This window comes from Azospirillum sp. A29 (assembly GCF_042604625.1).
GTDB classification, from domain to species: Bacteria; Pseudomonadota; Alphaproteobacteria; order Azospirillales; family Azospirillaceae; genus Azospirillum; species Azospirillum palustre.
The window spans coordinates 1081123-1100503 of the sequence record NZ_CP170466.1 but is presented as its reverse complement, the minus strand read 5'-3'; the positions used below and the strand labels follow the sequence as shown (position 1 = coordinate 1100503).

General features: G+C 67.8%; 16 protein-coding genes. 6 read left to right on the top strand and 10 right to left on the bottom strand.

What is annotated here, in order from left to right:
* Positions 1-14: 14 nt before the first annotated feature.
* The 3 genes from ABNQ38_RS20015 to ABNQ38_RS20005 all read right to left on the bottom strand — a co-directional run bounded on the left by ABNQ38_RS20015 (position 15) and on the right by ABNQ38_RS20005 (position 3113).
* Positions 15-782, bottom strand: a complete 768-nt coding sequence (locus ABNQ38_RS20015; RefSeq protein ID WP_377809892.1) for a response regulator — start codon at positions 780-782, stop codon at positions 15-17.
* A gap of 85 nt (positions 783-867) precedes the next feature.
* The gene (locus ABNQ38_RS20010) at positions 868-1359 is read right to left on the bottom strand and encodes an MmcB family DNA repair protein (protein WP_377809891.1); all 492 of its coding nucleotides are present in this window, start codon (positions 1357-1359) and stop codon (positions 868-870) included.
* Positions 1360-1502: 143 nt separating this feature from the next.
* Positions 1503-3113, bottom strand: coding sequence for an ATP-binding protein (locus ABNQ38_RS20005; protein ID WP_377809890.1), 1611 nt, complete (start codon positions 3111-3113; stop codon positions 1503-1505).
* Positions 3114-3367: 254 nt separating this feature from the next.
* On the opposite strand from ABNQ38_RS20005, the gene ABNQ38_RS20000 reads away from it, so the two are divergent.
* From ABNQ38_RS20000 to ABNQ38_RS19980, 5 genes are all read left to right on the top strand, one after another.
* Positions 3368-4837 carry a response regulator gene (locus tag ABNQ38_RS20000; protein ID WP_377809889.1) on the top strand — a complete coding sequence of 490 codons (1470 nt, stop codon included), beginning with the start codon at positions 3368-3370 and terminating at the stop codon, positions 4835-4837.
* 302 nt (positions 4838-5139) lie between these two features.
* A complete protein-coding gene (locus ABNQ38_RS19995) occupies positions 5140-7425 on the top strand; it encodes an ATP-binding protein (RefSeq protein ID WP_377809888.1) in 2286 nt (761 codons plus the stop codon).
* Between the two features lie 556 nt (positions 7426-7981).
* Entirely contained in the window at positions 7982-9370 is a 1389-nt protein-coding gene (locus ABNQ38_RS19990; RefSeq protein ID WP_377810102.1) for a bifunctional enoyl-CoA hydratase/phosphate acetyltransferase, read from the top strand.
* A gap of 14 nt (positions 9371-9384) precedes the next feature.
* Entirely contained in the window at positions 9385-10569 is a 1185-nt protein-coding gene (locus ABNQ38_RS19985) for an acetate/propionate family kinase (RefSeq protein WP_377809887.1), read from the top strand.
* A 107-nt stretch (positions 10570-10676) separates the two neighbouring features.
* Positions 10677-11567 carry a LysR substrate-binding domain-containing protein gene (locus tag ABNQ38_RS19980; RefSeq protein WP_377809886.1) on the top strand — a complete coding sequence of 297 codons (891 nt, stop codon included), beginning with the start codon at positions 10677-10679 and terminating at the stop codon, positions 11565-11567.
* Positions 11568-11629: 62 nt separating this feature from the next.
* On the opposite strand, the gene ABNQ38_RS19975 is transcribed toward ABNQ38_RS19980, so the two are convergent.
* The 3 genes from ABNQ38_RS19975 to pgi all read right to left on the bottom strand — a co-directional run bounded on the left by ABNQ38_RS19975 (position 11630) and on the right by pgi (position 14667).
* On the bottom strand, positions 11630-12472 hold the full coding sequence (locus ABNQ38_RS19975) for a hypothetical protein (RefSeq protein WP_377809885.1): 843 nt from the start codon (positions 12470-12472) through the stop codon (positions 11630-11632).
* A 139-nt stretch (positions 12473-12611) separates the two neighbouring features.
* Positions 12612-12863 carry a hypothetical protein gene (locus ABNQ38_RS19970; RefSeq protein WP_377809884.1) on the bottom strand — a complete coding sequence of 84 codons (252 nt, stop codon included), beginning with the start codon at positions 12861-12863 and terminating at the stop codon, positions 12612-12614.
* 151 nt (positions 12864-13014) lie between these two features.
* Positions 13015-14667, bottom strand: coding sequence for a glucose-6-phosphate isomerase (gene pgi, locus ABNQ38_RS19965; RefSeq protein ID WP_377809883.1), 1653 nt, complete (start codon positions 14665-14667; stop codon positions 13015-13017).
* A 204-nt stretch (positions 14668-14871) separates the two neighbouring features.
* On the opposite strand from pgi, the gene ABNQ38_RS19960 reads away from it, so the two are divergent.
* Positions 14872-15054, top strand: a complete 183-nt coding sequence (locus ABNQ38_RS19960; protein WP_377809882.1) for a hypothetical protein — start codon at positions 14872-14874, stop codon at positions 15052-15054.
* Between the two features lie 41 nt (positions 15055-15095).
* Here the strand turns inward: ABNQ38_RS19960 and ABNQ38_RS19955 are convergent, their stop codons facing one another.
* The 4 genes from ABNQ38_RS19955 to lspA form a co-directional block, all read right to left on the bottom strand.
* The gene (locus tag ABNQ38_RS19955; RefSeq protein WP_377809881.1) at positions 15096-16418 is read right to left on the bottom strand and encodes a M16 family metallopeptidase; all 1323 of its coding nucleotides are present in this window, start codon (positions 16416-16418) and stop codon (positions 15096-15098) included.
* Positions 16419-16606: 188 nt separating this feature from the next.
* Positions 16607-18004, bottom strand: coding sequence for a M16 family metallopeptidase (locus tag ABNQ38_RS19950; protein WP_377809880.1), 1398 nt, complete (start codon positions 18002-18004; stop codon positions 16607-16609).
* Positions 18005-18118: 114 nt separating this feature from the next.
* Positions 18119-18676, bottom strand: coding sequence for a DUF3035 domain-containing protein (locus tag ABNQ38_RS19945; protein ID WP_377809879.1), 558 nt, complete (start codon positions 18674-18676; stop codon positions 18119-18121).
* Positions 18677-18830: 154 nt separating this feature from the next.
* Positions 18831-19334, bottom strand: coding sequence for a signal peptidase II (gene lspA, locus ABNQ38_RS19940; RefSeq protein WP_109049862.1), 504 nt, complete (start codon positions 19332-19334; stop codon positions 18831-18833).
* Positions 19335-19381: the final 47 nt, after the last annotated feature.

Genomic DNA, 19381 nt, shown 5'->3' with positions numbered 1-19381 from the left:
TCGGCCGGGGTAAGTTATCCCCGTGCCGCGGCAGCGCAGCGTTCCAGGAATTCAAGCGCCGGCGTCAGCATGCCGGCCAATTCACTGGCTTGGTCCCCCGTATTGGCGCCTTTTTCCTCCAGGTCCTTCTCCAGAGCGCGTGCGGCCCGGCGCAGGGCGACGCAGCCATATTGCCCGGACACGCCGGCGATCTTGTGAGCCATCGCCCCGGCGGTCGTCCGGTCCCCGTTTTTCAGTGCTTCGTCCAGCGTCTGTCCATGCTGGCGCAGCACCGCCACCGTCTTGTCGATCAGTTCGGCGACGCGGGCGGCGGGCAGAATCTCCTGCATCGTCCCGATGGCGCGCTCGTCGAACGCCGGTTCAGAAGCCGGGTCGGCCGCCGGCGTCCTGGCCTGCGCTCCCCGGCTCAGTGCCGTCAGCAGGGCGTCGAGCCGCAGCGGCTTGATCAGCGTGCCATCGGCGCCGCAGCCGTCACAGCGGTCCTGGCCTTCGCTGGTGGCGCTGGCGGTCAGCATCAGGATGCGGAGATCGCCACCGCCGGGCTGGTGCCGGATGGCGCGAACCGCCTCGTCACCCGGCAGGCCGGGCAGGCCGAGGTCCATCAGGATCAGGTCGAAGGCAGCCGCCGCAGCGGCGGCGACGGCGGCCGGTCCGTCCTCCACCGCCACCACCCGATGGCCGGCGCGCTCCAGCAGGACGCGGGCGGCAAGGCGGGTGACCGTCTCGTCCTCCGCCAGCAGGATGTGCAAGGGATGTGCTGCGCCCATCTGGTCCGCCGGCATGCCGGTCCGCTCTTCCCGGTTGATGTGGTGACCGCAGTCTAGCCGGTTCCGCGCTCCTCCGCATCCCCGCGGTCGGGTGGCCGGGTCACACGGTCGGCGAGGATTGGGTAAACATTGGATCCTCGATCCGGTGCAGACGGCCGGCGCCCGTCATCGCGGCACGCAGCAGCAGGGTCTTGCGGCGGGCGGCGGCCAGCTTGGCGACCGGAGCCTCGCGCAGTACTTCGGCGCCATAGGCGTCGGCGACGATCAATCCGCAATCCTCCGGGATCAGTTCGGTCGGGAAGCCGTCATCCACCGCGAAATAGAAAGCGTCGCACCATTCGCGATACTCCTGCCATTTCTGGTCGGAGCGGAAATCGGGCACACCGCTCTTCACCTCGACGATCAGGATGTTGCCGGCCTCGTCGATGGCGAGCACATCGGCCCGCCGGCCGCTCGCCAAACGGAATTCGGTCAGGCTGGCATAGCCGCGCATCGCCAGCGCCCGCCGGACGCCGCGGAAGATCGGCGTCGCGCCCACAGCCGGGAAGCTGGCATCGGTGTCGGAAACCGGAACGGCAATGTCGTCGCTCATGACGCGGTGCCACCATCGAAACAGGAACGTGTAGGGAACATGTGGCCCACAATGACCTGTCGTCCCGCCCCCGCCAAGGGGCAAAAGGTGGATGACGGCAATCGGCGCGGCGAAATCAGCTCGGCAGAAATGGCTTGGCAGGGTCAGTGGGGCAGAACGACCGGAGGCAGGGGCGCCGGACGGCAGCGGTTGCGCGGCAGGCTGCGGTCGGCGGGGAAGACCAGCACGACCGCGGTGCCGACGCCGGGCTGGCTGGTCAGTTCCATCCGTCCGCCATGCATCTCGACCAGCCGCTTGACGATGGGCAGCCCCAGCCCCGTCCCGCGGGAGTTGCGGGCGATGGTGGAGTCCGGCGGTTCGAACGGGTGGAGGATGCGCGGAAGCTCGGCGCTCGGGATGCCCACGCCGGTGTCGGCCACCATCAGCCCGATCCCGCCGTCCGGCATCAGATGCGCGGTCAGCATCACCTCGCCGCCGGGACGGGTGTGGGTAACGGCGTTCGACAGCAGATTGGTCAGCATCTGGGTCAGCGCCTGGGCGTCGCCCTGCAGAAGCGGCAGGTCGGCCGACACCTCGCGGCGCAGGTGTACGTCGCCTTCCTTCGCCACCTCCTGCAGGGCGGAGACGACGCGCAGCGACAGCATGTCGAGGTCCACCCCCTCCTCGGCCATCGGCATGCCGCCGCCATCAAGGCGCGACAGCTCTAGGATGTCGTCGATCAGCGCCAGCAGATGACTTCCCGCATCGCGGATGTCGCCGGCATAGCTGCGGTAGCGGGGGTTGCCCAGCGGCCCGAACGCCTCGGACAGCAGCATCTCCGAAAAACCGAGAACGGCGTTCAGCGGTGTCCGCAGTTCGTGGCTCATCTGGGCCAGGAAGGCGCTTTTGGCGCGGCTGGCGCTTTCCGCCTCGGCGCGGGCGGTTCGGGCCTCCGCCTCGCGGATGCGCAGCCGCTCCTCGTTCAGCTTCAGCGTGGTGACGTCGGTGTAGTGGACCAGCACGCCGCCCGGCACCGCATGTTCGCGGCTGAGCAGCCAGCGTCCGTCGGGCAGCGGCACCACCACCGGCGGCTCCAGGCGGCGATGGCGCTCCAGCCGCACCGCCACCCAGGCGCGGCGCTCCTCCTCGGTGGTCAGGCGCGGGTCGGTCAGGGCGAAGCGGTTGGCCAGCTCTTCGAACGAAACGCCGGGAACCAGCCAGTCGGCCACGTCGGGCAAATCCCTCTTCAGCCGGCCGTTGGCATGGACCAACCGGTCCTCATGGTCGAACAGGGCGAAGCTTTCCGCACTGTGCTCGAGCGCTGCGGTCAGGCTTTCGGCCAGAGCCTCGGCCACCGTCGGCGCTTCGGGGCCCAGGTCGGTCAGCACCGCGCACAACCCGCCGGCCACAGGGCCGGCCGATACCCGCCAGCGCACCGGCGTCGTGCCGTGCCGCGCCGCGACGGTGCGCTCCACCGGGCCGTGCAGGGCATCGGCCAGGGCGGCGAACAGGCCGGGGCAGGCGGCATCGATGCCGCCGCCGCGCAGCCGCCGGCCCGTCAGTGGGGCGATGCCCATCAGCCGCTCCGCCGCCGGGTTGGCGGACAGCCATTCCAGGTCGGTCAGCGCGCCTGTGCAGTCGTGGTGCGCCTTGAGCAATGCAACCGCGTCGGGCAGATGCAGCATGGCGAGCCGCAGAGGATCGGCAGGCGGGAGTTTCCCGGCCGCGGTCCCGTCCCGCCCGGCGTCGGCGCAAGTCTGCGTGTCGCAATCCATCGGGCGATCATTGCGGCCTATTCCTAAAAAACGCTGAAGGCCGACCCAAATATGTCGCCGAATATTTGTCGAATTGTAACAAGCGAGGTGGGGAGTCCTTTCGATGCATAGGGTTTACCGAAAAAGCAACGAAAGGTTTGATTGAAGTGACCGTTATGATCTTCGCCTTCTATCTGCCCAATGGCGGGCTTTGCAACGGGCCATGCCTTCCATAGTCTCTAGTCTTATCGGAACATGAGGTTTGGGATGCAGGTGTGACGGTGAACGGCAGCCACGACGACGCCGGCAGCGCGGGGCCGGCCCTGCTGGTGTTCGGGACCGATGGACGGCTCGCCGACTGGACGCCTGCGGCAGCGGTCCTCCCGCTGCTGGCCGGACGCCTGACCGCCGGCATGCCGGCCGAGGAGCTGGAGACCAGCCTGTTTCCGTCCGCCGGACCGCACATGGTGCCCGACCGCAAGGTGCTGCGGCTTGCCGGCGGGGGGATGGTGTGGCGGTTCGACCTGTCGGCCTCTTCCGTCTCTGCGAATGCCGGCTCCCCTGCGGTCCGGCGGATGCCCGATCCGGCCGACAGGCTGTTCGCGGCAGCAAGTCATGACCTGCGCCAGCCCCTGGCCGCGCTCTCGCTGCTCATCGGCACGCTGGACGGCCGTCTGGATGCCGGAGTGGCGGAAAACAGGCTGTCGGAAAGCCGGTTTGCGGAGGGGCGCGACCTGCTGCGCTCGATGGCCCAGGCCGTGGAATCGATGCGCAGCATGGTCGATGGCCATTTCGACCTTGTCCGCCTGGAAAGCGGCCTGATGGAGCCGGACATCCGCACCCACGCGGTGAATGGCGTCCTGATGCGTCTGGCGCTGGAGGTGGCGCCGCGCTTCGCCGACCGCGGTCTGCGCTTCTCCGTGATGCCCTGTTCGGCGATGGTGCGGACCGACTCCGCACTGTTGGAACGCCTGCTGCACGGGTTGGTCGCCAATGCCCTGCGCGGCACGGTGCGTGGCCGCGTTCTGCTGGGCTGCCGCCTGCGCGGCGACGGCCTGCGCGTCGAGGTGTGGGACAGCGGCCGTGGCCTGTCGTCGCAGCGGCTGGCGGGCCTGCGTACCGAACTGGCGAAGCCGGTCGGGGAGGGGGGAGGGGCGCTCGGCCTTGACCTGACCCTCGTGCGTGGCCTCGCCCGCAAGCTCGGCCTCGGGCTGGAGGTCTGCGCCGAGGAGGGGCGGGGCACCGTCTTCGCCGTCCTTGTCCCGATATCCGTCGAACATGGTGCCGAAGGGGCGGACGCTTCCGCACAGGCGGAGAGCGCGGCAACCGGGTCATTGGCGTCGGACGGCGGCACAACCGACATCAGCCGCACCCGTATCCTGGTGATCGAGGACGACCCCATGGTGCTGGCGGCGCTGGAGGCGCTGCTTGGGCAATGGGGATGCAGCGTCGTCGGCGCGGACTCCTACGACATGGCGGTCGAGCGGCTCGGCCCGGCACCCGAACACTTCCACCTGATCATTTCAGATCTGCGGCTGAAGGGAGCCGCCAACGGCATCGTCGCGATCCGGCAGATCGTCAAGCTGTTCGACCGTCCGGTTCCCGGAATGATCCTGACCGGCGACACCGATCCCAAGCGGCTGCGCGAGGCGCGGCTGTCCGGCTACCCGCTGTTGCACAAGCCGGTGGCCCCGCTTGCCCTGCGTGCCGCCGTCGTCCGCCTGCTTGGGCATGATCCGCTTTGATAACAAAGACCAGACGGTCGGCAGAGGGGTTCAGGGGAAGTACACAGAAGATAGGGTGTCGAAACCATCGAGATTTTGTGCGGTGCAATGACATTTCTGAAACAGAGACGGAGGGTATGCGGCGAAGTGCGACAGATTTTCGCCTATTCTTCTCAATGCAATAGTCCTTTTCCCTACCAATGGTTAGATCGATATCCTCCTTTCGTTTGAATTTTAAGTTTCACATACCATTTTATGTCTTTCCTTCGCTATGATTGGTACGAGCACTCGCTGTTCGAACGGATTGGGTGGAGGGCGTTCGGATGAACCGGCGTTATCGGGAAGGGGGACGGACCGGAAAACTGGCGGTGCTCGTCGTCGCTGGAGTGTTCCTGTCTTTTTCGGCCTTTCTGATGATCAGGAGTGCCACCCGCGGAGCGGAACTTGCTCTGGCCGACCGCCAAGCCATCCAGCTCCATGACCAGCTGAAGTCTGATTTCGAGGATCAGAGCGTGCTTCTGCGCGCGCTCAGCGGTCCGATGGCCGGTCCGGCTCCGGTCACGGAGGCAAGCTTCGCGTCGGCCGTCGAGCCGCTGCTGCCGCTTTACCCCAACCTTCATGCCGTCGCCTGGGCGCGCCGGATCGCCGAACGGGACGTTCCGCTGCTGGAGCGCGCCATGCGCGCGGCGGGCCACAGTTCCTTCGCCGTCCGCACCGCCGGTGGCGGGGGGAGCGCGGAGTCCAATGGCGGCCCCGGCGATTCTTCCGCCGGTCAGCTTGCCGCCACCCGGTTCGTCACTGTGCTGGCCGAACCGCGGTCCGCCGCCGGGCTGGTCGGATTGGACATGGCCACCCTTCCCGGCCAGCGCGACGTGCTGGCCCGCTCCTGCACCGCCAACCGCATCGTCGCGGCCGGCGGCGAGCCGCTGAGGTATGAGCTGGGCAAGAGGTCCGTGCTGATCTATCTGCCGGTCTATTCCCGCGAGGTCGATCCCGACGACGGCCGTCCCTACGCCGGTGGGCGCCTCGTCTGCGATGTGCTTACCGGCTTCCTGTGGACCAGCTTCGATGTCGGGCAGCTGCTGCGCGATTCGGTCCGCCGGGTCGGGCTGAGCGTCGGCGATGCCTATCTGCTGGAGCCGCCGGGCCAGACGACCTCAGGAACATCCCGGCTGCTGGCCGCCGAGGGGGCGATCGGCCGTCCCGGCGAGCTGCCGCACCCGCCGGTCGATGCACTCACCGTGGAGCAGCTGACCGGCCCGGCGGCGCCGTACGCCATCGTCCGCGACATCGCCTATGGCGGCCGGGTGTGGCGGCTCTATGTGGTTCCGAGCCCGGCGCGGCTGTTCAGCGTGGAGGACCGGCTGGCCTGGACGATGCTGATCGGCGGGCTTCTGCTGACTGCCGGCGGCGCTGCCTATGTCCTGCGCGAGGGGAGGACCCGGCGCCTGCTCCAGACCGAGGCGCGCGCCCGCGCTGCCATGGCCCGTGCCCTGCGCGAGAGCGAGGAGCGGTTCCGGATGGCTCTGCGCTATTCCAAGGTGACGCTGTTCAGCCAGGACCGGGATCTGCGGCACCTGTGGATTTACTGTCCGCGCATGGATCTGAATCCGGAACGCATGATCGGCCGGACCGATGGCGATCTGTTCCCGCCGGAGGAGGCGGCGCGGACGGTCGCTCTCAAGCGGTCCGTGATGGAAAGCGGGGTCGGGACCCGGTGCGAGCTGGAGCTGACCTATTGCGGCTCCCGCCGGGTGCTCGACCTGTCGGTGGAGCCGATGCGGGACGAGACGGGGGCGGTGGCCGGCGTCATCTGCGCCGCCATCGACGTGACGGAATCGGCCGACATCCGCGAGGCGCTGGCCCGCGCCCATGCCGAGGCGGAGCGGGCCAACCAGGCCAAGAGCCGCTTCCTGGCCGCCGCCAGCCACGACCTGCGCCAGCCCTTCCAGGCAATGAGCCTGTTCCACCACATCCTGATGTCCAAGCTGGACGATCCCCATCAGGTGGAGGTGGCGAACAAGCTGGGAGAGGCGCTGACCGCCGGCAACACGCTGCTGTCCACCCTGCTCGACACCTCCGCGCTGGAGGTCGGCAACGTCAAGCCGCGGGTCGTCGAGTTCGACGTGCAGGACATCCTGAGCCGTCTGGCGGTGGAGATCGGCGATCAGGCCATCGACCGCGGGCTTCTGCTGCGGATGGTTCCCTGTTCCGTCCGCGTGAAGAGCGATCCGATCCTGCTGGAGAGGATGGTGCGCAACCTGCTGGTCAACGCCCTGCGCTACACCACGGAAGGGCGGATCCTGTTGGGCTGCCGGCGCCGGTCCACCGCCGATGGCGGGCTGCGCCTGTCCATCGAGGTGTGGGACACCGGTCCCGGCATCGCCGAGGCGGAAATGGCCGCGATCTTCGAGGATTTCTACCGCTGCGGCACCGACCAGCGCGACAGCGGCCGCGGGCTCGGCCTGGGACTGTCGATCGTCCGCCGCATGGCCGAGATGCTGGACCATCCCGTCACCGTGCGGTCGCGGGTGGGGCGCGGCACCATGTTCGCCGTCAGCATTCCGGTCGTGGCACAGCAATGCTCCTGCTGCGCCGCCGCCGACTGAACGGTCCGCCGACTTCCTCCATTCCGCAGCGCGCAATGGTGGCAGTTCCGCAGGCCGGTCCGCTTTTCCCGTCCTGGTCTGCGCAAGTTTCGGTTATGCTGCGTCTGCTCACTGAACCGAAACGATCCCAGTAACCCAACTGCAACAATGGCTTGGAAACTTTATTGATGTAGGTCATTGGGCCCCTTCGCCATAGGGGCTATTGCTTCCGCACAAGCACAGTCCTTTGGAAAAACTTGGAAAGCGAAGGTTCCGTTTCGAAGGAACCCAACAAGACGGAGTTCGGCCGGTCGCCATGGCCTGCCCGGCAAGGGCGCCGGCGGCGACGGGAACCGGACTTGGGAGGATACGGCCTGCCGCCGCGACGGATGCCTCGGCCAACGGACATCCGGTCCGGTCACCGGCATTCGGGTCTTCGCCATTCCGGCGGGGTCCGTTGGTCGGGCGCCGCGATCCTTTTCAGGAGCATTCTAGTATGGACACCGCCATCGCCGCCCCCTCCGCCGCCCCGGCGGGTCGCAGCGGCATCGTTCCGACCGGCAAGAACGGCAGCCCCATGATCGAAAACGTCACGTTCGAGGAAATCCGCATCGGCCAGCAGGCGAGCCTGTCGCGCCGTCTGACCATGTCCGACATCGAGCTGTTCGCGACGGTGTCCGGCGACCTCAACCCATCCCATGTGGACGAGGATTACGCCGTCGACCACAAGGTGGTCGGCCACGGCATGTGGTCGGGCTCGCTGATCTCCGCCGTCCTCGGCACCCTGCTGCCCGGCCCCGGCACCGTCTATGTCGGCCAGGATCTGCGGTTCGAACGTCCGGTCCTGCTGGGCGACATCGTCACCGTGACTGTCACCGCCAGGTCCAAGGATGCGGCGCGCAAGACGGTGGTCTTCGACTGCCTGTGCCTCAACCAGGACGGCCGGACGGTCGCGACCGGCGTGGCCGAGGTGATCGCCCCGACCGAGAAGGTGTGCCGCGCCGCGGCGGAGCTGCCGCAGGTGCAGGTGATCCGCCATGACGGCCACGAGTTGATGCTGAAGAAGTGCGAGTCGCTGCCGCCGGTGCCGACCGCCGTCGTCCATCCCTGCGACGAAAGCTCGCTGCGCGGCGCCGTCGAGGCCGCCGAAGCGAACCTGATCGACCCGGTGCTGGTCGGTCCGGAATCGAAGATCCGGTCGGTCGCCGATGCTTGCGGCCTCGACATCTCGCGCTACCGCATCGTCGACGTCGCCCACAGCCATGCCTCCGCCGAGACCGGCGTCCGGCTTGCCCGCACCGGCGAGTGCGAGGCGGTGATGAAGGGCAGCCTGCACACCGACGAGCTGATGGGCGAGGTGGTGAAGAAGGAGACCGGCCTGCGCACCGGCCGCCGCCTGAGCCACGTCTTCGTGATGAACGTCCCGACCTACCCGCGGCCGCTGCTGATCACCGATGCGGCGATCAACATCTACCCAACGCTGGAGGACAAGGTCAGCATCGTGCAGAACGCCATCGACCTCGCCAAGGTGCTGGGCACCGAGGTGCCGCGCGTCGCCATCCTGTCGGCGGTCGAGACCATCAACACCAAGATCGCCTCGACTCTGGAGGCCGCCGCGCTCTGCAAGATGGCCGACCGTGGCCAGATCACCGGCGGCATCCTCGACGGCCCACTGGCCTTCGACAACGCCATCAGCCGCGAAGCCGCCATCACCAAGGGCATCAAGTCCGAGGTGGCCGGTCAGGCCGACATCCTGCTGGTCCCCGATCTCGAAGCCGGCAACATGCTGGCCAAGCAGCTGTCCTTCCTGGCCCATGCGGATGCCGCCGGCATCGTGCTCGGCGCCCGGGTGCCGATCATCCTGACCAGCCGCGCCGACAATGTCCGCACCCGTCTGGCGTCCTGCGCCGTGGCCGTCCTCTCTGCCGCCGCGCGCCGCCGCGGTGCCGCCCCCGCGGCCGAGTGAGAAGGCCCGACGCCATGTCCAACGCGATCCTCGTCATCAATGCCGGCTCCTCCAGCCTGAAATTCTCGGTGTTCCGGGATCATGGCGGCGGGGATCCGGTGGTCACGATCAACGGCCAGATCTCGGGCATCGGCACCCAGCCGGTGTTCGAGGCCAAGGACGCCCAGCGCCGTCCGCTCGCCGAAAAGAGCTGGGGGGCCGGTGAGGCCAGCGACCGCACCGCCCTGCTGTCCTACCTGCTCGACTGGATCGAGGAGCGGCTGGACGGGGCAACGCTGATCGCCGCCGGCCACCGGGTGGTGCATGGCGGCGTCCGCCATGCCGCCCCGGTGCTGCTGACCCCCGCCGTGCTGGACGAACTGGACGGTCTGGTCCCGCTCGCCCCGTTGCACCAGCCGCACAACCTCGCCGCCATCCGTGCCCTGGCCGAGGCGCATCCGGAGCTGCCGCAGGTCGCCTGCTTCGACACCGCCTTCCACCGCAACCAGCCCTGGCAGGCCCAGACCTTCGCCATTCCGCGGGAACTGACCGAGGATGGCGTGCGGCGCTACGGCTTCCACGGCCTGTCCTACGAGTACATCGCCCGCCGCCTGCCGGAAATCGTGCCGGAACTGGGTGATTCGCGGGTGGTGGTCGCCCATCTCGGCAGCGGCGCCAGCATGTGCGCCATCCATGGCGGGCGCAGTGTCGACAGCACCATGGGCTTCACCGCGCTGGACGGCCTGCCGATGGGCACCCGCTGCGGCACCATCGATCCCGGCGTGCTGATCTACCTGATGCGCAAGGGCATGGATGCCGGCGCCATCGAGAAGATGCTGTACAACAAGTCCGGCCTGCTCGGCGTGTCCGGCATCTCCAACGACATGCGCGCCCTGCTCGACAGCAGCGACCCGCATGCGCAGGAGGCGGTGGAGCTGTTCTGCTTCCGCATCGCCAAGGAGACCGGCGCGCTGTCCGCCTCGATGGGCGGTGTCGATGCGCTGGTGTTCACCGCCGGGATCGGCGAGCGTTCCGCCCCGGTGCGGGCGCGGGTCGGCGACAAGCTGGCCTGGATGGGGGTGGACATCGACGCGGCGGCCAACGAAGCCAATGCGACGAAGATCTCGACCCCCGGCAGCCGCCTGCCGGTCTATGTCATCCCGACCGACGAGGAACGGATGATCGCGCTGCACACCCGCAAGGTGCTGACGGGGCGGTGAGCGATTTGTGCGGGGGCGCCGGCTGACGCCCCCCACATCCCCCTGGAGCCCGCCCCCCATTCGGTGCTAGCACGCCCACCGGCATCACGCATCGTCCGGGGGAAATTTTGGTCCGCCCCTATCTGCCGCTGAACGCCCTGCGTGCCTTCGAGGCGTCGGCACGGCATCTCAGCTTCACCCGCGCGGCCATCGAGCTGTGCGTGACCCAGGCCGCCGTCAGCCATCAGGTCAAGCTGCTGGAGGAACGGCTGGGCGCCAGCATGTTCCATCGCCTGCCGCGCGGCCTCGCCCTGACCGACGAGGGGAGGGCGCTGCTGCCGACGCTTGAGGAGGCGTTCGACCGCATCGGCGGCCTGCTCGACCAGTTCGAGGGCGGGCGGTTCCGCGAGGTTCTGACGGTCGGCGCCGTCGGCACCTTCGCCGTCGGCTGGCTGCTGCCGCGGCTGACGCGTTTCCGCGAGGCGCATCCCTTCGTCGACCTGCGCCTGTCCACCAACAACAACCGCGTCGACATCGCGGCGGAGGGGCTGGACTACGCCATCCGCTTCGGTGACGGCGCGTGGCACGGCACCGAGGCCGTTCATCTGTTCGACGCGCCGCTGTCGGTGCTCTGTGCGCCGGAGATCGCCCGGCGGCTGCACGAGCCCGCCGATGTCGGGCGCGAGACCCTGCTGCGCTCCTACCGATCCGACGAATGGCCGGGCTGGTTCGCCGCCGCCGGGATGGAGTCGGCGGCGATGCCTGCGGTCAAGGGGCCGGTCTTCGACTCCTCGTCCCTGATGGTTGAGGCGGCGATCCAGGGGGCCGGGGTGGCATTGGCCCCGGTGGCGATGTTCCGCCGGCCGCTGGCCGTGGGGCTGATCGAGCAGCCCTTCGCCGTCACTGTCTGCAAGGGCGCCTATTGGCTGACGGCGTTGAAATCGCGGCCGGAGACGCCGACCATGCGCGCCTTCCGCGACTGGCTGTTCGCCATGGTCGCGGAAGAGGCGGTGGCCTGAATGGGCAAGCTGGTGGCAGGAGATGGAACTCCGCTCGTCGTTGCTTCCCGACTTGCCCCCTTTTATCGGCTGCCGGTGCCGTCACCGGTCGAGCCGGGCAGGTAACGGCCGACGGCCTTGATGATCGCAAGCGCTGAAGTCGCCGCATCGTCCATGCCGACGGAACGGATCGCCGCCGCAACTTTTGCATTCGGCTCTGAGCCGCCATCGGTAACCGCAAACAGGCTGGCATCATCTCCGCTGTCGGACGACAGCAGCTTGGCCAGCGATCCAGCACCAGCACTTCGGGCCAGCGCGCCAGCACCCTGCCGATCATCCAACTGCACCAACGCCATCGCATCCGATGCGATCCCAGTGCCGCGATTGAATGCAATATCGAGCTTCTGGCCAAACCGCGAATCCTGCTGATCGGTGATGCTCAACCCGATATAGCCTGTGCCAGCCTTGCGGTCCTCTGCAGTTGCTCCGACCTCGCTCTCACCAGCTTCAACCAGTATGGATGGCATTTTGGGCTTGGCGATTCCCTTGCTGGCGGCAATGGCGTCCATCATGGCCGTCCCAGCCCCGCCAGTGGTGATCGAGATACTGTCGGATAAGCCGAAGGTGGCGCGGAATGCGTCAGCGGCCTTTCCCATATAGTCGCTTGTCGCATTGGCCCAGTCGGTCATTGCCGGAATCGCAGCGCCGACGCGCCGGATCTCCTGATCTCGTTCGGCCGACAGGGCGGTCGGCTTCTCACGCCCCATTTTCAGGCGCGCAGCATCGGACAAATCCACAATATCCGTAAGAGGCGGGCGTGGTGCCTGAGAGGCAATGGCGGTCGAGGGGCGTGCGGATGCTCCGGTGGGCTTGACCATGCCAGTGGTTGTATCGAGCAGAATCGACGACCCAACAATCCCCGTCATGACACAGCCTCCCCGTGTATTGTATTTATGGTATACACGGGGTGACGGGGTGGCAAGATGTTTGCGCCAACTCAGAGCCCGCGATTCTTCCGCGACCGATTGTTCGCCATGGTCGCGGAAGACACCACCGATGGAACGGTCAGGACAAAGTGACGCGGCGCGGCGCCTGCTGTTGTTCCCGCTGCTGCCAGAAGCGCAGCCGCAGCCGCGGCGCCATGAACCAGGCGATGGGAGCGGCAAGGATGACGCTGAGGATCACCACGGTCGGCATCAAGGTCATCGCCTGTTCGGAAAAGCTGGGGATGCCCAGGACCAGGACGGTGCCGATGCCGAAGACCACACCCTGGATCATGCCGTAGATCAGGATGGCGAGGCGTAAACGGGTGGACATGGGACTGCTCCGCTGAAGTTGGATGGTGCATAGACCGTTTCCTTCTTCAACCGGAGTGAGGCCGCAATGTTCCGAACGCCATCGGAGGGAGTTTGCTCCGTCCGATGGCGTTCGTATACATACAATTATTGGGCGTGACGAGAACCTGCCCTTACTGGTGCGCCCGCCACCACGCCATCAGGCCGTTGGTGGAGCTGTCATGCACCCCCTCGGCCGGACCGGTTTCCATCTCCGGCAGGATGGTGTTGGCCAACTGCTTGCCCAGCTCGACGCCCCATTGGTCGAAGCTGTTGATGTCCCAGACGATGCCCTGGACGAAGACCTTGTGCTCGTACAGCGCGATCAGGGCGCCCAGCGTTGCCGGAGTCAGGCTCTGCATCAGGATGGTGTTGGACGGGCGGTTGCCGGGGAAGACGCGGTGGGGGACCAGCGCCTCGACCTCATCCGCCGGCTTGCCGGCCTTGGTCATCTCCGCCCGCACCTCGTCGGCGGTCTTGCCGCGCATCAGCGCCTCGGCCTGGGCGAAGACGTTGGACAACAGGATGCGGTGATGGGCGCCGGCCTCGGCCCCGATCGGATTGTGGCTGGTCGCCGCCGCCACGAAGTCGCAGGGGATCAGCGAGGTGCCCTGGTGGATCAGCTGGTAGAAGGCGTGCTGGCCGTTGGTGCCGGGCTCGCCGAACAGCACCGGGCCGGTCTGGTAATCCACCGGCTCGCCGCCGCGGGTCACCGACTTGCCGTTGCTCTCCATGTCCAGTTGCTGGAGATAGGCGGGGAAGCGGTGCAGATACTGGTCGTAGGGCAGCACCGCGTAGGACGAGGCGTCCCAGAAATTGCGATACCAGACACCCAGCAGGGCCAGCACCACCGGCATGTTGCGCTCAAGCGGCGCGGTCTGGAAATGCTCGTCCATCGCATGGGCGCCGGCCAGCATCTCGGCGAAGCGCTCCGGCCCGATGGCGATCATGATCGGCAGGCCGATGGCCGACCACAGCGAATAACGGCCACCGACCCAGTCCCAGAAGCCGAACATGTTGGCCGGGTCGATGCCGAACCTGCGCACCTCCGCCTCGTTGGTGGAGACGGCGACGAAGTGCTTGGCGACATGCGCCTCGTCCTGCGCGGTCTCCAGGAACCAGCGGCGGGCGGAATGGGCGTTGGTCAGCGTCTCCTGCGTCGTGAAGGTCTTGGAGGCGATGACGAACAGCGTCGTCTCCGGATCCAGCCACTTCAACTGTTCGGCCAGATGGGTGCCATCGACGTTGGAGACGTAATGCAGCGCCACATGGGCATGGGCGAAGGGCTTCAGCGCTTCCGTCGCCATGACGGGACCGAGGTCGGAGCCGCCGATGCCGATGTTCACCACGTCGGTGATCGGCTGGCCGGTGTAGCCGCGCCATTCGCCGTCGCGCACCGAATTGGCGAAGGCGTCCATCCGCTCCAGCACCGCACGCACGCCCGGCATCACGTCGCGGCCATCGACGGTGACGGCGCGGTCGGAGCGGTTGCGCAGGGCGGTGTGCAGGACCGCGCGCTTTTCCGTCAGGTTGATCGGCTCGCCGCCGAACATGCGGGCACGCGCGCCTTCCACATCCTGCTGGCGGGCGAGGTCGAGCAGCAGGCCGACCGTGTCCTGGGTGATGCGGTTCTTCGAATAGTCGAGGAACAGCCCCGCGGCTTCCATCGAGAAGGCTTTGAACCGGCTGGGATCGGCGGCGAACAGGTCACGCATGTGCGTGCCGGCCATGTCCTGGCGGTGTTGGGCGAGGGCGGCCCAGGCGGGGGAACGGGTCAGCGCGGTCATGATGCTTTGGACTCCTTGACGTCAGCGGTCCTTTGACGCGGCCCATCTGCGGGGCGTGTGGAGCCTAACACCGACCGCCGGCCACGACCACGGGCCAAAACGCGGCGGTCGGCGCTGCTTATCGGCCTATGCGGGCCGGCCAGGGTGCAACCCGGCGGGGCGGTCGGGTGTTGTCGGTCAGGGACGTTTCAACAGGAGGATGCCATGTCGGACAAGCCTGCCACGGACAAGCCCGTTGCCCCGCCGCTGGAAGAGCGCGAGGAACAGCGCGACCGCGACGACGCAGCGCGGCCGGATCAGGTCGGGATCATTCCCGGCAAGGTGCCGGGCAGCCCGGTCGATCCGAGCGATCCGCGCTTTCCGGGGAGCCAGCCGGATTTGGCGTGAGGGAAGGCCGGGGGCATCGTCAGCCGACGCCCCCGGTTCACTCAGCTTCCGCCTTCGATGGTCCGCGTCGGCGTCACGCCCTCCGGCTTGCCGACCAGCACGGTCAGCAGCTTGGCCGGGTCGAGCAGGCGCCGGGCGACGCGCTTGATGTCCTCCTGGCTCACCGCGTTGATGTAGCGGTCGCGCTGGTTCAGATAGTCGATGCCCAGCTTGTCGCGCTTCACCTGCAACAGGATGCGGGCAATGGCCTGGGTCGAGCCGAGTTGCAGCGGGAAGGAGCCGGTCAGGTAGGTCTTGGCGTCGGCCATCTCCTGGTCGGTCAGCCCGTCCTTGGCCATGCGCGCCCATTCCTGGCGGATGATGTCCAGCGCCTGACCCGCCTTGGCGTTGACGGTGGAGCCACCCGCCATCACCAGCGCGGTGTGGTCCATCGGGATCAGATAGCTGTAGACGCCGTAGCTGAGCCCGCGCTTCTCGCGCACCTCTTCCATCAGGCGCGAACCGAAGCCGCCGCCGCCCAGCACATAGTTCATCACCGTGGCGGCGTACCAGTCGGGATCGTCGCGCTTCACCCCCGGCTGACCCATCAGCATCACCGTCTGCGCGGTCGGGCGCGGCAGCAGGATGGTCTGGCCCAGCCCGGACATCGTCACGTCGGGAATCGGCTTCGCCTCGGTCTTGGCCGGCAGCCCGCCGAACACCTTGTCCAGCGCCTTGCCGAGATCCTCCGGCGAGATGTCGCCGGTCGCCGCCACCACCAGCCGGTCGCGGCCAAACTGCCCCTTCACGAAGGCGCGCAGGTCGTCGGGGGTGATGGCCGGCAGGCTATCCAGGCTGCCGCGACTTTCGCCGCCATAGGGGTGGTCGGGGAAGGCGGTGGCGTAGAACTGGCGCCGCGCGACATAGTTGGGGTCGGCGAAATCGCGCTTGAGGCTGGCCATCACGGAGGCGCGCATGCGGTCCAGCGCCTCGGGCGCGAAATGCGGCTCGGTCAGGGCGAGCCGGGTCAGTTCCAGCGCCTCGTCACGGTTGTCGGCCAGGGTGCGCATCGAGCCGCTGAAGCCGTCGCGCCCGGACTCGAAGCCGAGCGCGATGGCCTTGTCCTGCAGGCGCGCCTGGAAGGTCTGGGAATCGTACGGCCCGGCCCCCTCGTCCAGCATGGTGGAGGCGATGTTCGCCAGCCCTTCCTTGCCCTTGGGGTCGGTGCCGCCGGCTCCCTCGAAGACCCATTCCAGCGCCAGGACCGGCACCTTGTGGTCCTCGACCAGCCAGGCCTCGATCCCGCCGGGGCTGACCACCCGCTTGATGTCCATGGCCTGGGCGGGCGAGAGGAACGCTAAAGCCGTTACGAAAACGGCCGCCAAACCGACGCGCAGATCCCCTCTCCCCCCCGGGGAGAGGGTTAGGGTGAGGGGGAACCGCAGCGAGGAAAATGTCTTTGGCATGCGCTTCGCCAGTCGGGAAAAGCCACGCCGTGCATCCCCCTCACCCCGACCCTCTCCCCAGGGGGGAGAGGGGGAAGAAAGTCGGTGGAAATGGAGTACGCTCATCCTCAACTGTCCTTTCCGGTCGGGGGCAGCAGCAGGCCGGTGACGTGGTTGGTCTGGCTCAGCACGGCGCGGGCGGCGGCGTTGACCTGATCGGCGGTCACGCCGTCGATGCGCACCGGCCAGTTCTCCACGTCGTCGATGCTCTGGCCGGTGGCGAGCGCCGCACCCAGCGTCTGGGCCGGTCCGGTCAGGCTGTCGCGGGCATAGGCCGCGGAGGCCAGCATGCGCCTGCGCGCGGTGGCGACCTCCTCCTCCGTCACGCCGGATTTCAGCAGCTTGTCGACCTCGGCCCACAGCGCCGATTCGAGCTTGTCCATCGGCACGCCGGCGGCCGGGCTGGCGCCGACGCTGAGCGTCGCCATGTCCCAGGCGGTCGGCCCATAGCCGAGCCAGGCCGAGGTGGCGAGCTTCTGGTCCACCACCAGGCTGCGGTAGAGGCGCGACGTGGTGCCGCCGCTCATGATCTCGGCCAGCACCTGCAAGGCATAGGCCTGGCCGGTCTGGTCGAGGCGGTAGGACGGGGCGGTCCAGATGCGGCGGACCGAGGGCTGCCGCACCTCGTCGTCACGCAGGACCACCTGACGGGAGGAGGTCAGCGGCGGCTCGGTGACCCGCTTGCGTTCCGGCACCGGGCGGGCGGCGATGGCGCCGTAATAACGTTCGGCCAGCGGCTTCAGCTCCGCCGCGGTGACGTCGCCGGACACCACCAGGATGGCGTTGTTGGGCGTGTACCACGTCTTGTAGAAGCGCTCGGCCATCTCCCGCGTCAGCGCCGACATCTCCTGCGGCCAGCCGATCACCGGGGTGCCGTAGGGGTGGTGGACGAAGAGGGTAGCGTTGATCTGCTCGCCGATGCGGTCGGCCGGCTCGTTCTCGATGCGCTGGCGCCGCTCCTCGATGATGACGTCGCGTTCGGGATAGACCACCGCGTCGGTCAGCTTGAGGTTGGCCATGCGGTCCGACTCCATCCGCATTACCATCTCCAGCCGGTCGCGGGCGACGTTCTGGTAATAGGCGGTGTAGTCGTAGCTGGTGAAGGCGTTGTCGCGCCCGCCGTTCTTGGCGATGATCCGGCTGAACTCGCCGGGCTGGATCGCATCGGTCCCCTTGAACATCAAATGTTCGAGGAAATGGGCGATGCCGGACTGGCCGCGCTCCTCGTCGGCGGCGCCCACCTTGTACCAGACCATGTGGGTCACGACCGGCACGCGGTGGTTCGGGATGACCACCACCTGCATGCCGTTGGACAGGGTGAAGCTCTCGGGGAAGAACACCCCCTTTTCCGCCGCGTGGGCGGGCTGGAACCCGAGCGGAATCGGTGCCAGGGGGGCCGCGACGGTCATCGTCAAGGCGAGAAGTCCTGCCGCGGCGAGGCGGCGGGCTGGAATGCAGGCGGGCATGAGGGCTCCCGGATCAGGAGGACCGAATCGAAAGGGCGCCCTTCGCTGGGAAGGACGCCCCCGGAAACTGGTGTGATGTCGCGTCTTGGACAAGACCGAAGGGACCGCCCGGGCTTAGAACAGGCCTTCCAGCGGCGCCTTGCGCTTGCGCTCGATCGTCGGGGTGGCGGCGCCGTCCAGCGCCTTGCCCTGGGCCTGGGCCTCGCGCAGGCGCTGCTGCTCCTTGGCCGGGTCGACGACGGAGACGGGCGGCTGCTGGGTCTGCCAGAACAGGAGCGAATCGATCCAGCTCTTGTCGGCGACGATCAACTGGGTGGTTTCCTGATCGACCTTGGCGCGGATGTTCGGGTCGATGCCGTCCCGGGCCGAAGCCTGGGCGACCAGCGACTTCTCGCCCGCCGTTGCGCCGGCCGCAGCCTTGGCGCCGCGCGCAGAGCCGCCGAACACGGCGCCGGCGGCCATCTGGGTCGGGGTGCTGTCCTGCGGACGGGCGGCCCCGGGGCGCGGCTTCGGCAGGTCCTGCATGCTGGGCGGCAGGGTCAGCGGAGCGCGGGAAACGACGGAGAACTCGTCGGGGCTCTGGCGGTCGAGACCGATGGACCGGCGCACATCCGAGCAGCCGGCGAGCGTCAACGCCGCAAGCGCCAGCCCGATGAGCGGGAGCCGCGCCAAAGGAAGCCGGGTCCGAGGGAAGGAGAGGGCGGAGGAGATGCTGGTCACGTTCGGAGGATCCCGTCGTCTGTCACGTCGTGGCGACCCGGCCCGAAGGTCGAGGCCGCATGGTCAGCGCTCGCCGGCGGTTATAACGCCACCGGCGACGGAACTCTTACGACTTTTCGCGGCCCGCGAACAGTCCGTCGATCAGCAGCAGCACGACGCCGACGCTGATTCCGCTGTCGGCCACGTTGAAGGCCCAGAAATGCCAGCCGCCGACATGGAAATCGAGGAAATCGACCACCGCCCCATGCAGCATCCGGTCAGCCACGTTGCCGACCGCCCCGCCGATGATGAAGCCCAGCGCCAGGGCGATCAGACGGCGTTCCGCCTGCCGCAGCCAGAAGACCAGACAGACGGCGATCACTGCCGCGATGGCGCTCAGGATGTAGGGCATCAGCGCCCCGCCGCTGGCGAAGGTGCCGAAGCTGACGCCGTAGTTCCACACCAGCACGAGGTTGAAGAAGGGGGTCACCTCGATGACATGCGGCACCGGCTGCATGACCTGCTCGAGGATCCACCACTTGCTGCCCTGGTCGAGGACCACCACCACCACGGCGACGATCAGCCCGAACAGCCAGTAGGATCGGGATTGGTTGGCGACGAAGGCGTTCATGTGACCGCACGTTCTCCCTCTCCCCCCCGGGGAGAGGGTCGGGGTGA